This is a genomic window from Aestuariivirga sp. (assembly GCF_044239095.1).
Taxonomy (GTDB): domain Bacteria; phylum Pseudomonadota; class Alphaproteobacteria; order Rhizobiales; family Aestuariivirgaceae; genus Aestuariivirga.
The window spans coordinates 1-15,079 of sequence record NZ_JBIICB010000086.1; the positions used below are offsets into that span (position 1 = coordinate 1).

The 15,079-nt window shown below is 61.8% G+C and carries 12 protein-coding genes and 1 pseudogene; 9 read left to right on the forward strand and 4 right to left on the reverse strand.

Features of this window, described 5'->3' with window-relative positions; all coding sequences use genetic code 11:
• A partial coding sequence (locus tag ACILRA_RS09865; protein WP_395661933.1) for an aspartate aminotransferase family protein occupies positions 1 to 1,052 on the reverse strand: 1,052 nt, incomplete at its 3' end.
• A 160-nt stretch (positions 1,053 to 1,212) separates the two neighbouring features.
• Between ACILRA_RS09865 and ACILRA_RS09870 the strand changes: the two genes are divergently transcribed.
• The gene (locus tag ACILRA_RS09870; protein ID WP_395661934.1) at positions 1,213 to 1,989 is read left to right on the forward strand and encodes a DeoR/GlpR family DNA-binding transcription regulator; all 777 of its coding nucleotides are present in this window, start codon (positions 1,213 to 1,215) and stop codon (positions 1,987 to 1,989) included.
• Positions 1,990 to 2,598: 609 nt separating this feature from the next.
• On the opposite strand, the gene ACILRA_RS09875 is transcribed toward ACILRA_RS09870, so the two are convergent.
• The gene (locus tag ACILRA_RS09875) at positions 2,599 to 3,543 is read right to left on the reverse strand and encodes a helix-turn-helix domain-containing protein (RefSeq protein WP_395661935.1); all 945 of its coding nucleotides are present in this window, start codon (positions 3,541 to 3,543) and stop codon (positions 2,599 to 2,601) included.
• A gap of 72 nt (positions 3,544 to 3,615) precedes the next feature.
• The gene (locus ACILRA_RS09880; RefSeq protein WP_395661936.1) at positions 3,616 to 5,010 is read right to left on the reverse strand and encodes an amidase; all 1,395 of its coding nucleotides are present in this window, start codon (positions 5,008 to 5,010) and stop codon (positions 3,616 to 3,618) included.
• A 192-nt stretch (positions 5,011 to 5,202) separates the two neighbouring features.
• Here ACILRA_RS09880 and ACILRA_RS09885 point away from each other — a divergent pair, with 192 nt between their 5' ends.
• The 8 genes from ACILRA_RS09885 (at position 5,203) to ACILRA_RS09920 (ending at position 14,966) form a co-directional block, all read left to right on the forward strand.
• Positions 5,203 to 6,141, forward strand: a complete 939-nt coding sequence (locus tag ACILRA_RS09885) for a phosphotransferase family protein (protein WP_395661937.1) — start codon at positions 5,203 to 5,205, stop codon at positions 6,139 to 6,141.
• Entirely contained in the window at positions 6,141 to 7,082 is a 942-nt protein-coding gene (locus ACILRA_RS09890) for a phosphotransferase (protein WP_395661938.1), read from the forward strand. Before ACILRA_RS09885 ends, ACILRA_RS09890 begins: the two co-directional genes overlap by 1 nt.
• 84 nt (positions 7,083 to 7,166) lie before the next feature.
• Positions 7,167 to 8,729 (forward strand): ABC transporter substrate-binding protein, encoded by a 1,563-nt coding sequence (locus ACILRA_RS09895; protein ID WP_395661939.1) that lies wholly within the window; start codon positions 7,167 to 7,169, stop codon positions 8,727 to 8,729.
• Positions 8,730 to 8,804: 75 nt separating this feature from the next.
• On the forward strand, positions 8,805 to 9,785 hold the full coding sequence (locus ACILRA_RS09900; protein WP_395661940.1) for an ABC transporter permease: 981 nt from the start codon (positions 8,805 to 8,807) through the stop codon (positions 9,783 to 9,785).
• A 2-nt stretch (positions 9,786 to 9,787) separates the two neighbouring features.
• Positions 9,788 to 10,702: an ABC transporter permease gene (locus tag ACILRA_RS09905; RefSeq protein ID WP_395661941.1), complete on the forward strand. Its 915-nt coding sequence runs from the start codon at positions 9,788 to 9,790 to the stop codon at positions 10,700 to 10,702.
• The gene (locus ACILRA_RS09910) at positions 10,702 to 12,564 is read left to right on the forward strand and encodes an ABC transporter ATP-binding protein (protein WP_395661942.1); all 1,863 of its coding nucleotides are present in this window, start codon (positions 10,702 to 10,704) and stop codon (positions 12,562 to 12,564) included. The genes ACILRA_RS09905 and ACILRA_RS09910 overlap by 1 nt, the downstream gene beginning before the upstream one ends.
• Positions 12,561 to 13,808, forward strand: coding sequence for a Zn-dependent hydrolase (locus ACILRA_RS09915; RefSeq protein WP_395661943.1), 1,248 nt, complete (start codon positions 12,561 to 12,563; stop codon positions 13,806 to 13,808). Before ACILRA_RS09910 ends, ACILRA_RS09915 begins: the two co-directional genes overlap by 4 nt.
• Positions 13,809 to 13,964: 156 nt before the next feature.
• Positions 13,965 to 14,966 (forward strand): IS481 family transposase, encoded by a 1,002-nt coding sequence (locus ACILRA_RS09920; RefSeq protein WP_395661944.1) that lies wholly within the window; start codon positions 13,965 to 13,967, stop codon positions 14,964 to 14,966.
• On the opposite strand, the pseudogene ACILRA_RS09925 reads toward ACILRA_RS09920, so the two are convergent.
• Positions 14,955 to 15,079 (reverse strand): annotated as a pseudogene (locus tag ACILRA_RS09925) (IS630 family transposase); the annotation flags it as partial. The gene ACILRA_RS09920 and the pseudogene ACILRA_RS09925 sit on opposite strands and share 12 nt — an antisense overlap.

The window sequence follows — 15,079 nt, forward strand, 5'->3', positions numbered from 1 at the left end:
CCTTTCTGGCGCACGCCGGTGAAGATGTCGCCATGGCGGGAGATCATCTCCTGCATGCTTTCCGCCATGTAGTCCGTCACCGTCTGTACATTGGCGATGAGTTCTGGCCTGAGCAGCATCTCGATCAACTTGTGTGCGACACAGCAGCCGAGTTCAGCGCCACCTGATGTGGAAATGTGGGCGGCGCCATCCTCATTTAGCCAGCCGCCGGCCTTTTCGTTCACCAGTGCGGCGCTAATTGGATAAAGCCCGCCGGAGAGGCCCTTGGCCGTCACCATGATGTCTGGCTGCACGCCATAGGCCTGCCAGCCCCACATCTTGCCGGTGCGCATCAGGCCCGTCTGCACTTCATCCGCGATGTACATCGCGCCATATTTCTCGCACAGCGCCTTGCAGGCGTTGAGGTAGCCCTCCTTCGGCATGGGGAAGCCGTAGGTGGCTGGGATCGTCTCGATGATGAGGGCGGCGATATCATTGCCCTTCAACGCCTGCTCCATCGCCGCAATGTCGTTGAACGGCACCTGGATGAAGGTATCGGGCTGGTCGGAGAGGAAGATCTTGGTAAAGCGGTCATCGCCCGTTGCAACCGAGAGCCCCGAATGGCCGTGGTAGCCCTTGATGATCGACACGACCTTGCGCCGCTTGGTAGCATAGCGCGCCGACTTGATTGCGATGTCGATCGCCTCCGCCCCGCCCGGCGCGAAGACGGCGTACTTCATGCCCGGCGAAATGCTGATCAGCTGCTCGGCCAAGGCCGAGCGGGCCACCGAGGGGAACCAGTGGTTGCCCATGTCGAAATAGTCGAGTGCACCTTTCAGCGTCTCCACCAGTTCCGGATGGCGGTGGCCGAAATTGTAGGTCCCGCCATTGAGATGCAGGTCGATCAGCCGGCGGCCTGACATGTCGTAGAGGAAATAACCCTCGCGGCGGTCGATAACGAGATCAATGCCGGCTTTCTGCCAGAACTTGGTCTTGTCTGGATTCCAGAAGCGGATGGCCTTGTCGAACAGGTCCTGCTTCGACTCGAACTGGAAGAGGCCATAATCGTACATGTCTGCTCCTTCGGGCGGGAATTGTCCGACTTACAATATTTTTAGATGGAAGCACAGCATAATATTGTTGTCAAGTGGGCTGTCTTTGCCCACTCTAGTGTGGTTTTGTGGCGGTCCGGGCAGTGTTGCGCCCGGGCCCCGCCATGGCAGAATGGAAGGCATGAAGCGCATGGAGGTGAAGCTGACCAAGTCCAACCGTCAGGCGAGGATCGTCGCCGAACTCCGCACCGCGCCGACGCTGAGGGTGAACGAACTCGCCGCGCTGCTTGGCGTCTCCACGGAGACCGTGCGCCGCGACCTTGCGGAACTCGACGAGCGCGGCCTGATCAACCGCACCTATGGCGGGGCCACGCGGCCCGTCAGCTTCGAGCCGGCGCTTGCCGAACGCGAGAAGCTGATGGTCGCCGAGCGCGAGCGGATCGCCGCGGCGGCGGTGAGGCTGGTCGAGCCCAACGACATCCTGATGATCGGTGGCGGCGCTACGACGACGATTTTCGCGCGCCGCCTCGCTGCTGAGCGCGATCACCTCACCGTCATCACCCATGCATTCCCGGTCGCGGTGGCGCTTGCCAGCAACCCGTTCCACAAGGTGCTGATGCTGCCCGGCCAGTATGACAGCCGTGAAGGACTGATCCACGGCCCTGACACGATTGAGGCACTGCAGCGCTACCGCGCGGGCAAGGCCTTCCTGGGCGCCAGCGGCCTGACGGGAGAGGGACCCAGCGACGCAGGCGTGGGCCCCGGACTGATCTATGGCGCGATGATGAAGCGCTCTTCCGAAACGGTAGTGCTGGCTGATCACACCAAGTTCGACCGGCCATCGCTCTCGGTCTACGGTCCGTGGTCGCCCCAGGTGCTGCTGGTCTGTGACGAGGCACCTTCGGGCGAATTGCGCACCGCTCTTGAGAACTCCGGAGCACGCACGCTTCTGTGTTAGAAGAGCCCTCCTTCCTTCCAGGCTTCCTTATTCTTGGATTATCGCTGGGTAAACGACGATTGCGACAGTCTTGCCGACTCTTGCGCAGCCTGTAGGGCTAATACACGACCAGCTGACAGCCTCCTGCTATGTTCTGGACATATCTCAGGCCATCGGCCTCGACTTCAAATTTTCCTCGGTTGACGACGACGGCTGTTGCGCCCACGCGGGTCAGAGGTTCTTCGCCGGTGCCTGCCCCGGGCTGATATCGCTCGACGAAGACCTGGAGCTCTCTGTTGCGGCGATCGCTTTTAAGAACTGCCCGCGGCTTCGTTGATCACCCGGAGCCGGGCGCCAGTCGCAAGTTAACTTGCATGACCGTGCGGGAGCGGAGTGACACCATTCCTCTTTGTCACCTTTGGGGTTGCATCAACCGTGCGGTCCGGGAAGGGCGTTTTCTCCAGCTGCCTTGCAGCGTATCAAGTTCTTCGGAGCCCCGCTTTCGGCCAAAAACGTGCCACGAAATGTGAAACCACCGAGGAATTGCCAGAGGACTGCGTGCCGCCGCACATCGCAGAGCAGCAGCATGGACGGCCGCGACCCCATCAGGTCATTTATAAGTGACGCTGTTTAACGCTGCCGCACATCACTCGGCGTCATGTTGTAGCGTGCCGCGAACGCTTTGCAGAAATGAGACGCGCTCTTGAAGCCCACGGAGTAAGCCACCTCGGAAACAGTCAGCCTTGGGCCCAGTGGGTTCGCGAGTTTTTCATAAGCAAGTTGAAGTCGCTGATCGAGGATATAGCTCGATACTGTCGTGCCATGTTCGTTGAATATTCTGTGAAGATAGCTCAGCGATATACCATTGCGATCAGCTATGCTGCGAGGTGCCAGGTCCGCGTCGGTCAGGCGGTCGCGGATGCCGTGGGAGATGCGTTGCCGGAGCAGGAAGCGGGCGCGCTTCTCCTGGCCGACTGCGGTCGTGTCCTCGCACTCAATCACCATGGCGATGAAGTCCTCCACCCGCTGCCCGATCGCCTCGGCATGGCCGGGGGCGGGGGACTTGGACAGGGTGGCGGCGGACTTCGTTGCCAACGTCAGGGCAATCTGCGCCATTTCGCGGTTCATCGGAAAGCGGCAGCAGAGGTGATCGTCGAGATCGGGGATGCGCTGGCGCAGGCTGGCGCCCGGCAGCTTCACTGTATAGTTCACGAAATTGTCGGGGCAGGAGAGTTCATAAAACTCGGAGGTGCTGACGAGGATATAATCCCCCGCTGCCACAAAGCCATTGCGGCCGAGCTGGCTGTAAAACATCTTCTCACGCTGTGGCATGATGAAGACATAGGAATCGTCCGGCCCCTCGGAGATCTTCTGCCGTGTACGGAACACCCGCTGGCTGTCGGCATCGAAACGTGACACCGAGACATTCCCGATCTGCACCTCGCGCAGGTTGCCGCGCAGATGCGCCTCTGGCCGGGCCACGTCGAGGCTGTAATAGACATCGGACATCATCTCCCGCCATGCGCGCAGCTGGCGGGAGGTCTGGATCGTGCCGGTGTCGAATTCCTTGAGCATTCCACCTCGTCCAATCGACGGAGGAGGTTAGTTCACGGTCAACGGTTTATACAAGCGCAAGATTCGGGCATCTCAGGGCTTGGGCGTGGTGGGCCATTCGACGGCACCGCGCGCCGCCTCAAGCAGGCGCGAAAGTTGCAGCACCCCCATGTCATCGAACCTCTTGCCAACCACCTGAACGCCCACCGGTAGCCCACCGATCAGCGCCTGGTGCACGGATGAGGCGGGCTGGGCGGTCTGGTTGAACATAGCGGTGAAGTTGGCATGGCGGAGCGGGACGTCGGCGGAGACGCCCGGTGCCTCTGCCGGGAAACTCACCACCGGCAGCACCGGGGCGAGCACATAATCATAGGGCCTGAGGCAGCGTTCGAGGATGGCGCGGGAGCGTGCAATGTCCTGCAGCATCGCCGAATAGTCCAGCGCGCTGAAGGCCTTGGCCGGCTGGCACCAGTTGCGCACCGCTTCCGTCACCTCATGCCGCCGGTCTTCCGCAAAGGCCTGGATCTCGGCATAGCCCCTGATCTGCAGTATCTGGTCGATAGCGCGATAGGCATCATGCTGGAAGGGTGCCGGCACCTCGGTCACCGCGGCCCCGGCACTTTCCAGCACCCGGCCCGCCGCACGCACCACCTCCACCACTTCCGGCGCTGGGCGGGGGTCGAAGCCCATGTCAAGCAGCAGCCCGATGGAGAGGCCCTTCACGTCCCGGTCCAGATGATCTTCATAGGTGACGGAGCTTGGCGGAAGCGACCAGCAGTCGCGTGCATCAGGCTCCCCCAGCACTGTCAGCATGGTGGCAATGTCGGTGACGCTGCGGCCCATGGGTCCGGCAGAGCGCATGATGTCCGGCGCCAGGTGCGGGATCAGCCCCTGCGTGGGCTTGAGCGCCGCAAGCCCGCATTGGCCCGCCGGAAGGCGTACCGACCCCGCGATGTCGGAGCCGACCGAACTGAATCCCAGCCCCGCGGCGAGCGAGGCGCCTGCGCCCGCGCTGGAGCCTCCGGTATTGGCGGAGAGCTTCCACGGATTGCGGGTGATTCCATGGGCGGAGCTCACCCCGGCCCCGAGCAGCCCGCAATCCGGCATGGTCGTCTTGGCGAAGATGATGGCGCCGGCTGCCTTCAGCCGGGCGGCGGGTGGTGCATCCTCGGTGGCGAGCGGCCTGTCGCGGTTGGGCCGGGCGCCATGCAGATAGGGCCAGCCCGCCACATTCACACTGTCCTTCACCGTCACCGGCACGCCGTCGAGGCGGCCCATGGGCGTGTGTTTCCGCCACCGCTCTTCCGAGGCGTGCGCTGCCGCCATGGCCTCGTCCGCCACGATGTTGAACAGCGCATTGATCTGGCCATGGATGGCAAGAGCATGGTCCAGCGTCGTCTGCATCACCTCCACTGGTGAAAGCTTGCCCGAGCCATAGAGGCTGAGCAGCTGCAGCGTGTCGAGGCGGGCCAGTTCGGCGATGGTCATGAGTTCCGCATGCTCCCCTGTATAGCGCGCGCTTAGCCTAACAAACGGGCAGCCCCCGGCGTAAGCGCTTCCCCGCCGAGTGGGCTGTGAGGCAAGCAGTAGTAGACTGCAGGACATATCCGCCAGACACCACCTGAGCAAAACTCTTTAGACGTGCAAGCGCCTCCCCGGCTCTTGCGCCGGGGGGAGTGAATGCCGACCGAGACCCAAGACACAGCACGATTGGCCGCCGGACCCGCGTGGCGCGAGGCCGCTGCCGAACCTGCCCTTCCCGTTCTTGCCTCGCCCAGCTGGCGCGGTGTTGACGCCGATATCTGGCGGCTGCGCCTGCCCGATGGATCGACCTGCATCGCCAAGGTGATGGACATCGATACCGGCCAGTTCAGCGATATCAGCACGGCCTTCGCCGCAGCCCGGCAGGCAGCCGATGCCGGAGTAGGCCCCAGGATCATCGCCGCGGATGTGGAAGCCCGCACCCTCGTCATGGAGGATCTTTCCGCCGGAGCGGGCTGGGCTGCCGGAACACTGGACAAGGTGCTGGACCGCAGCAGCCGCCTCAAGGCGCTGGAGCAGCGCAAGGCCTTCCAGCGCACGAAGCCACTGGGCCGCAAGGCCGACGTATTCGCAGAGGTTGAAACACTGCTTGAGAAATGCCGCGCCGCCAGGGCACCCGTGCCGGAGGATATCGACTGGCTCGCCATGAACATCCGCGAGGTACGTGACGCGATCGGCGCCTCAGGCATTGACTACGTTCCCGCCCACGGTGATGGCAATGTCTCCAACCTCATGTTCTCGAGGAGCGGCGAGGTCCGCCTGCTCGACTGGGACATGGCGGGCGACATGGACCCGATGCTGGACGCCGGCACCTTCCTCGTCGAGGCGCATGACAGCGAGAGCGACGCGGCGGAGCTCTTCGAGGCCTTCCATGGCCGCTTTGAGCGCACCCTGTTCAACCGCGCCTGGCTCTATGGCGCGGCGGATGATTTGCGCTGGGGTCTCATCGGAGCCCTGCTGGCGGGTACTTCGCGGCGCGAAACCTATGAGTTCCTGAAGTTCGGCGACTGGCGCTTCCTCAGGGCCCGTATGGCGATCCGCGATCCGCGCTTCTCTGAAAAGCTGGGGCGGCTGTGATGACCGAGAAGACGCTAGGGCAGGGCGAAACCGCCGCTGAGAAATCCCTTGAGGCGGCGATCGCCTCCACGCCGCAATGGCAGGGCAAGACCGCAACCTATGCGCCGATCGTCGGCGGGTTGATGAACGGCAATTTCCGCGTCTCGGTCGCGGGTGAAAAGCGGCGCTTCTTCGTAAAGGTGCCGGGTGCGGGTTCCGAGAAGTTCATTGACAGGGAGGCGGCGCATGCCGCCGCGGCCAGCGCCTTCCGCATGGGAATCGGGCCGGAGGTCGTCTTCTTCGACCCGAAGACGGGCATTGAGGCCTTCGAATTCCTTGAGGGCTACCGTGCCTCCACCAATGCGGATTTCCGCAACGAGCAGATCCAGTCTGAGGTCATTGACCTCTACAAGGCCTTCAACTCTGGCCCGTCGCTTCCGCTCACCAAGACGGTGTTCGACATGATCGACGAGCACTTCGCCCAGGCGCGGGAACTAGGGTCTCATCTTCCCTCGGACTTCCTTTGGCTGGAGCGCCGCTATGAGGAGGCGCGCCGCGCGATGCTCGCCTCGGGCCTCGACCTCGTGCCCTGCTTCAATGACCCGATGCCCGGCAACTTTCTGCAGAAGCCGGGTGCACCGATGAAGCTTATCGACTGTGAATTCACATCCAACAATGAGCGTGCCTACGAGCTGGGCGTGTTCATCGGCGAGATGTTCTATCCGGAAGGCCGCTCGCTTGAGCTGATCGAGCAGTATTACGGAAATGTAAATCAGGCGACAGTTGCGCGCGTCAACGTGGCGCGTATGCTGGCTGACATCAAATGGGCCTCATGGGCCATCGTCAACCGCAAGCTCAGCAGCTGGGACTTCGACTACCAGAAGTATGGTGCCTGGAAGTACATGCGGGCGCGATCTCTTTTGTTCGATCCGCGGTGGGAGACCTGGTTGCGCAGTCTCTAAGTCACGCCTCTGAGCCCTTTCGCCAACCGGCCGGCAGCAGGGGTGCAATTCAAGACAGCCGGACAAACACAGGAGGAGACAACAATGCTATCAAGACGCGACGCACTGAAAATGGTGGTGGCCGGCATGGGTACCGCCGGACTGATGCGCACCGATCCAGAGTTCTTCATCAGCTCCGCCCGGGCGCAGACGGGCAAGCCCATGCGCTTCCTCGCAGCCGAAGCACTCACCGGCAATTGGGACCCGACGACCCACACCAATCTCGGCCAGCTCATCATCGAAGGCATGATGTTCGGCTATCTCACCCGCGCCCCGATGAAACCGGACAATCCGGAAGAGTTGATCTTCGAACTCGCAACCTCGATGACGCCGATCGACCAGTATACGCTCGAAGTAAAGCTGCGCGAGGGTGTTAAATTTCATGATGGCCAGGACTTCACCGCCGATGACGTGAAGGCTACCTATGAATATGGCTGTCAGCCGGACCGTCCTGCCCAGTGGTATCCGGGCCAGGTCGAGGTCGAGGTGGTGGACAAGCACACCTGCCGCATCAAGACGGAGAAATTCGGCTATCCGGCGGTGCTCTACTACTACCTCTCGTCCTTCCTGCCGATCCTGTCGGCGTCGGACGTCGCCAACAAGGCGAAGCTCTCGGCCAAGCCCAACGGCACCGGCCCCTTCAAGTTCGTCGAGCAGAAGGGTGATTCTTCCATGCTTGAGGCCTATGACGGTTTCTTCATGGGCAAGCCCAAGCTGCCGGGCATCGAATACCGCTTCGTGGGTGACACCACCACGCGCACGCTCTCGCTGCTCAACGGCGAGGCGGACCTGATTGAACGCCTGGAGCAGGAGCAGGTCGAGACCATCTCGCAGAACCCCAACTTCGTCATCAACAAGGTGATGTCGACCGAGAACAAGTATCTGTTCTTCCGTTGCTCAAAGGCGCCCTTTACCGACTGGCGCGTGCGCCGCGCTGCCTGCCATGCGATTGATCGTTCGGTGTTGCTCGAAGTCCTCGGAATGTCGGGAAGCGCCAGCAAGGCCCATATCTCGCCCGTTAAGTTCGGTTACATCGACGTGCCGAACTATCCCGAATATGACCCCGAACAGTGCCAGAAGCTGCTGGCCGAAGCCGGCTTCCCCAAGGGCGAGGGCCTGCCGGAACTCACATACTACACCTCCACGGGTTTCTATCCGAAAACCAAGGAGTATGGCGAAGTCATCGCCAGCATGCTGCAGGAACAGGGCTTCCCGGTGAAGCTGCAGGTGCTGGAGCTTGCTGCCTGGGGCAACCTGCTCTATGATAAGGAAGGCGGTGGTGAAGGCCACATGATTGACTGCGGATGGTGCACTGGCTCGCCGGAGCCCGATCTGGTTATCCGCACGCACTTCCACTCTTCCTCGAAGCGCATCACCGGCATCGTCGATCCGGACATCGATGCCTCGCTTGACCGCGAGCGTAATGCCGCCTCGGTCGACGAGCGCCGCAAGATCCTGCAGACGGATACCCTGCCGCTCCTGGCGGAGCGTGCGCCTGCACTTGCGCTCTTCACTTCCGTGTTCCTGCACGCCTACAAGAAGGAACTCGAAGGTCTCTACATCTATCCGAACGGCATGCTGGACGGCAGCAAGGCCACGCTGTCCTGACCTGACGCCGCAAGAATTCCGCCCGGCGCCCTGAGTGCCGGGCGGATGTTCCGCCGCTGAAAGGACCGCCTGCCGATGTTCCTCGTCGAATATCTCCTCAAACGCCTGGCGCAGGGCGTGGTCATCGTGTTCATCACCTCGCTCATCATCTTCACACTGCTGAGGGTGGTGCCGGGCGATCCCGTGCGCCTGATCGTCGGCGGCATGGCAGATGAAAGCGTTGTCGAGCAGGTGGCCCAGAAGATGGGCCTCCGCGACCCGATTATTGTCCAGTACGGCCGCTACATGGCAGGCGTGGTGCGCGGTGATTTCGGCCAGTCCTATGTGCGCCCGGTAAATGGCATGGTGGTGGCCGGCGGCGAATATATCGATCCCACAAAGTCCAACATGGCGCCGGCGCTTGACCTCATCATCGAGCGCGTGCCTCTCACGCTCATGCTGGCCGGCATGGCGCTGCTCTTCGCGCTGATGATCTCCATTCCCCTTGGCATTTTCGCGGGGCTTTATCCAGACCGATGGCCCGCAACCCTTGCACTCTTGATCCAGTCGGTCTTCGTGTCGATACCCAATTTCTGGCTGGCGATCGTCCTTATCTTGTTCCTGTCGGTCAAGCTCGGCTGGCTTCCGGCACTGGGGTATCAGGGCTTCTCCTATGTCCTCCTGCCGGCCATCGTGCTGGCGGTGGAGGTGGCCCCCTTCCTCATCCGCACACTCAGTGTCTCGCTGGGCGAGATCATGCAATCGCCCTTCATTGATGAAGCGCGCGTCAGAGGCCTGTCGCGCTGGCGCATCGTCTTCGCCCATGCGCTGCGCAATGCCTCTGTTCCGTTGGTCAATCTTATGGGTATGCAGCTTTCGGTGCTGCTGGGCGGCGTGCTTGTCGTCGAATACATCTTCGACTATCCGGGTCTCGGCCACCTCACCGTATCATCCGTCGTCTCGCGTGATTTTCCGCTCATCCAGGGCATCGCGATCCTGACGAGCGCCGTCTTTGTCCTGATCAACATTCTGGTCGATCTCATCACCTACGCCATCGACCCGCGTGTGGAGCTCTAGCCATGACAGACATCAGCGTAACAGCCACCGCAGCGCCCCTGGCCCAGGGCCGCTCCGTCAGTGCCCGCATCCTGGCGGACGCGATGCGCAACACCGGCTTTCGGGTGGGCCTCGCCATTCTCGTCATCATCCTCGCGGCCTCGATCATCCTGCCGGAGATGACGAGCCTCTCGGCTACCAAGATCAGTGTGAAGGAGAAGTTCCTGCCGCCGATGTTCTTCGGCGACAAGTGGAGCTACATCCATCCCCTGGGCACCGACCAACTGGGCCGGGACATGCTGCTGCGCTGCCTCATCGGTCTGCGCTATTCGCTGTTCATCGGCATCACCACCGTCATCCTCATGTTCATCGTAGGCTGTACGCTGGGCCTCGTCGCCGGCTACAAGGGTGGCTGGTGGGACACGATCATCATGCGCATCACCGATGCGCAGCTGTCGCTGCCCATGATCATCCTCGCAATCGCCATCCTCGGCGTTTCGACGCCCACCGTCACCACCATCATTCTGGTGCTGGCGCTTTCCGGCTGGCCGCTCTATGCCCGCGTGGCGCGCGGCCTCGCCATCACCGAGCGCGGCAAGGAATATGTCAGGGGGCTTCGCGTGCTCGGCGCGCGTGACCTGCGGATCATGCTGCTGTTCATCGCGCCCAACATCCTGCCGGGCATTGCCTTTGTGGCGGTCCTCGATGTGGCGCGCATGATGATCTTCGAAGCAATCCTGGGCTTCCTCGGTCTCGGCATCCAGCCGCCCACCCCCGCATTTGGGACCATCATCTCAGATTCGCGCAAGTACCTGATCAACGCGTGGTGGATCGGCACAATGCCCGGCCTCTTCCTCACCCTCGTCCTCGTTTCGATCAATCTCATGGGCTCGGCCCTCGAGAAAGCCAGAAACCGCATCTATGGCGGAGCAAGCTGATGTCCACGCCGATTCTCAGCGTTCAAGACCTCACCGTCGGCCCCTTCGACGAGCAGCGCCCCGCCATTCTTGACGGCATCTCCTTCGATCTCGCCTCGCATGAGGTGCTGGGCGTCTTTGCAGAAACGGGCGGGGGCAAGTCTATCCTTGCTCGGGCGCTTGCCAACTGGTTGCCCTCCACACTGCGGTTCCGCGGGGGCGACATTCGCTTCAAGGGCCGTAGCATACTCTCGGCGGACGGCGCCTCGCTTCTCCACCCAGGCCGCGAGATCGGCTACATCGGCTCGCGCCCGCAGAGCAGCCTCGATCCCACCATCCCCGTTGGCCCGCAGCTCGTCGAGAAGCTGCGCGCGGTCAAGCCCGAGCTCTCGAAGCAGGATGCGGAACAGAAGATCCTGAAGCTCCTCGCCGAGGTGCGCATTCCGTCTCCCGCCGAACGTTTCCACGAATACCCGACAAAATACTCGGGCGGCATGATGCAGCGCGCGATGATCGTCGATGCGCTCTCGACCGACCCCGCCGTCATCATCGCCGACAACATCACCCAGCCGCTGGACGTGACCATTGCGCTGCAGGTTGTACGCCTCCTCAAGCAGCTTGCCGCGCGGCATGGCGTCAGCGTGCTGTTCCTCAGCTCCTCGCTTCCCTCACTGCACCAGATGGCGGACCGCATCCTTGTGCTCAAGGAAGGCAAGCTGGTGGAGCAGGGCAGCATGACGGACATTGTGCGTGCCCCCGGGACCTCTTACGTGAAGAGCGTGATCGAGCAGATCCCGCGCATCTGGATCAGCACCGACTCCCCCATTGCCAGCACCCGCTCCGTCGATGAGCCGGTGATGTCTGTGCGTGACGTGAAGCGCACCTACCGGGTGCGCCGCCCTGGCCACTTCAATTCCTACAATGAGGTGCAGGCCGTGCGCGGCGTCACCTTCGACGTGATGCCGCGGGACAACATCGGCATCGTCGGCGAAAGCGGCTGTGGCAAGTCCACGCTCACCCGCCTGCTTGCAGCGCTTGAAGCGCCGGAGCAGGGCGAGATCATGTTCCAGGGCAAGCCGCTTTACGCTTCGAGCAGCCGTGCGCTGATGGAATCCCGCCAACATTTCCAGCTGCTCCTGCAGGACCCCTATAACAGCCTGCCGCCACGCATGACGGTGGGCCGCATGATCGAGGAGGGGGTGCGCATCCACGGCCTGGCCTCCGGCTCCGCTCTCCGCGCCAGGGTTCAGAAGGCCATGGAGGACGTGGGCCTGCCGCCGCAGATCTACGACTCGCTCCCCAATTCGCTGAGCACCGGCGACCGCCAGCGCATTTCCGTTGCCCGCGCGCTGGTTCTCGAGCCGCGTCTCCTCATCCTCGACGAGACCGTGTCCGCGCTGGACCAGGCGGAGCAGAACAAGTTGCTCGCCCTCTTCTCCCGTCTGCAGCGCGAGAAGAACCTCACCTACATCTTCATCTCGCATGACCTCGCCATGGTGCGCCGTGTCTGCACGCGCATTGCGGTGATGTATCTGGGTGAGATCGTGGAGATCGCCGACAACCGCAACCTCTTTTATTCGGCGCGTCACCCCTATACCAAGGCACTGCTCAGCGCCATCCCGACGATCGAGGATAACCCGTATGACAGTGGCAAGCTGCTGCTCGAGGGCGAGCCGCCGAGCCCCATCAACATCGCACCCGGTTGCAGCTTCGCTTCGCGCTGCCCGTTCGCCATGAAAATCTGCCGGGAGAAGGCGCCAGCGCTCACCGCCGTGTCACCCGCCGCAGCAGTTGCCTGCCACCTGGCTAACGAGGAGGCGGGCAGCGTCGAGGCGGCCGACTTGACCGGAATCAGTGAGACATGCCGGAGCATTCTCAATTGACAACAGCAACGATTGATGAGGCCCTGCTGGCCCTTCTCATGGAGGAGCAGGCCTCGGCAGCAGGAACGCCCGACGGTGGCGTCGACCGGCCCGCACTGACGGAAGGTGACCGCATAGCAAGGGACTGGCTGCGCGCCAAGTTCGATGAAATGGGCATGCATACTCTGGTCGATCCCATCGGAAACATGTTCGGCTGCCTTGACTGGGCAGGTGCCGATGCGCCGTGGATCATGACTGGTTCGCATCTCGACAGCCAGCCGAAGGGCGGCCGCTTCGATGGCGCCTATGGCGTTGTCGCCGGTCTTGCCGGCGCGGCCGCGCTGCGTGAGGCTGTTCGCACCGGCTCTCTCGTTCCCCGCGCCAATCTGGCCGTCTGCAACTGGACCAATGAGGAAGGTGCGCGCTTCCAGCCCAGCCTCATCGGCAGCAGCGTCTATGTCGGCAGCATGGCTCTCGCGGAGGCCATGGCAGTGCGCGATGGTGAGGGCATCTCGGTCGGAGCAGCTCTCGATGCCATTGGCTATCGTGGACGTGATGTACCGCCGCGTCCTGCGGCCTATGTGGAGATGCATGTGGAATGCGCGCCCGAGCTTGAGCAGGAGGACCTTCAAGCTGGTCCTTTCACACGCTATTGGGGTGCAACGAAGATCCGCGCAAGGTTCACCGGGCTTCAGGCACATACCGGCCCAACGCCCATGGAGCGGCGCCGGGATGCCTTGCTGGGCGCGTCCTATCTCATCGCCGATCTCAGGGAGATGTGCTGTGCAGCGGCAGATACGCTCTATACCTCGGTGGGGCGGATCGAAACTCACCCGAATTCGCCAAACAGCATCGTCTCCGAAGCAACGCTCTGGATCGAGCTGCGCTCTCCTGTCCAGAACGTGCTCACCTGGGCAGAGGAGGAGTTCCTCCGCGCGTTGGCACTGTCAGCTACGCGAGCGGACGTCGCCGGACACGTGCTTCACACCGAGCGCCGGAAGGCTGGCGTGTTTGATGCTGGGCTATGCCAAAAGGTGGAGGAAGCCATGGCTGCGGAGGGCATCATTGGCAAGCACCTCTCGACGATCGCAGCCCATGATGCAATTCGCTTAGCGGAGATATGCCCGTCGATCGTCGTCGCGGTCCGCAGCATCGGGGGTATCTGTCACAACGCAGTAGAGTACTCGCGGCCGGAGGATCTGGCAGCTGGCGCTCGGGTCCTCGTTCGTGTCCTGAGCGACATGATTGAGCGAACAGAAGCATAAACTAATCAACACGCCAGTCCGCGACAGCGCGGTTTCAAGCGAGTTCTCTATCCGTCGTCAGATGGACCGAGACCATTCCAAGATCAGTCTACGTTGTAGATGTTTGATCCCAGGGTTTGATGGTGCAATCTTCTCCCCAGCTTGGAAGGAGGCGCTATGGGCCAGGTTCTTCATGGGAGCGCCACTACGACTAAGGCGGTCCGTCGATCGATACAGCATAGTCAAGAGAGCCTGAGGGCTCTGGCGAAGCGCTACGGCATCAATCCAAAGACGGTGGCCAAGTGGCGCAGTCGCAACTCTCTCGCCGACGAGCGGACAGGCCCCAAGGATCCAAAATCGACAGTTCTTACGGTTGAAGAGGAGGCGATCATCGTGGCCTTCCGCCGACATACTCTCTTACCCCTTGATGATTGCCTGTATGCATTGCAGGCGACCATTCCGAGCCTGACGCGCTCATCCTTGCATCGCTGCCTGCAGCGCCATGGCATCGGACGCCTACCGGATGTCGGCGGTGAGAAGGTCGCCAAAAAGATGTTCAAGGTCTACCCAATCGGCTTCTTCCATATCGACATCGCCGAAGTGCAGACTGCCGAGGGCAGGCTCTATCTCTTCGTTGCCATTGATCGGACGTCGAAGTTCGCGTTTGTTGAGCTTCACAGCAAGGCGACACGCCGGGTCGCGGCAGACTTCCTTCGCAATCTGGCTGACGCAGTTCCGTACAAGATCAACACCATTTTGACGGATAACGGCACGCACTTCACTGATCCTACCGGCGACGGTTGGTCCGTATCGGATATCAAGGCGATGCGGGCAGAAGGGGTTCTCCTCCGTTGCCATTCCTTCGATGCGGCATGTGCCGATCTTGACATCGAACATCGGCTGACGAAGCCGGCACATCCATGGACGAATGGCGAAGTTGAGCGAATGAACCGAACGATCAAGGAAGCTACGGTCAAGCGCTATCACTACGAAGATCATGCCCAGTTCAGACAGCACCTTGACCACTTCATTGCCGCCTACAACTTCGGCCGCAGGCTCAAGACCCTCAAGGGGCTCACGCCGTACGAGTTCATCTGCAAACAGTGGACAAAAGAACCTGAACGCTTCAGGTTCAATCCGATCCATCAAATGCCGGGACTAAACATCCTAGTGGATTGACTCCAACGTTTGGAACCCACGGTTCCGAGCTGCGATGATATCGCCAGGGTTGGCTTTCCATGCGAAGGGTTTGGGACTGGAGGCGTTGTATTCGCGGATGAAGCGGTTGATGG

Excerpts from the sequence above, each read along its gene's own strand:
- ACILRA_RS09870 (WP_395661934.1), top strand. The coding sequence starts at position 1,213 with ATGAAGCGCATGGAGGTGAAGCTGACCAAGTCCAACCGTCAGGCGAGG.
- ACILRA_RS09875 (WP_395661935.1), bottom strand. The coding sequence starts at position 3,543 with ATGCTCAAGGAATTCGACACCGGCACGATCCAGACCTCCCGCCAGCTG.
- ACILRA_RS09880 (WP_395661936.1), bottom strand. The coding sequence starts at position 5,010 with ATGACCATCGCCGAACTGGCCCGCCTCGACACGCTGCAGCTGCTCAGC.
- ACILRA_RS09885 (WP_395661937.1), top strand. The coding sequence starts at position 5,203 with ATGCCGACCGAGACCCAAGACACAGCACGATTGGCCGCCGGACCCGCG.
- ACILRA_RS09890 (WP_395661938.1), top strand. The coding sequence starts at position 6,141 with ATGACCGAGAAGACGCTAGGGCAGGGCGAAACCGCCGCTGAGAAATCC.
- ACILRA_RS09895 (WP_395661939.1), top strand. The coding sequence starts at position 7,167 with ATGCTATCAAGACGCGACGCACTGAAAATGGTGGTGGCCGGCATGGGT.
- ACILRA_RS09900 (WP_395661940.1), top strand. The coding sequence starts at position 8,805 with ATGTTCCTCGTCGAATATCTCCTCAAACGCCTGGCGCAGGGCGTGGTC.
- ACILRA_RS09905 (WP_395661941.1), top strand. The coding sequence starts at position 9,788 with ATGACAGACATCAGCGTAACAGCCACCGCAGCGCCCCTGGCCCAGGGC.
- ACILRA_RS09910 (WP_395661942.1), top strand. The coding sequence starts at position 10,702 with ATGTCCACGCCGATTCTCAGCGTTCAAGACCTCACCGTCGGCCCCTTC.
- ACILRA_RS09920 (WP_395661944.1), top strand. The coding sequence starts at position 13,965 with ATGGGCCAGGTTCTTCATGGGAGCGCCACTACGACTAAGGCGGTCCGT.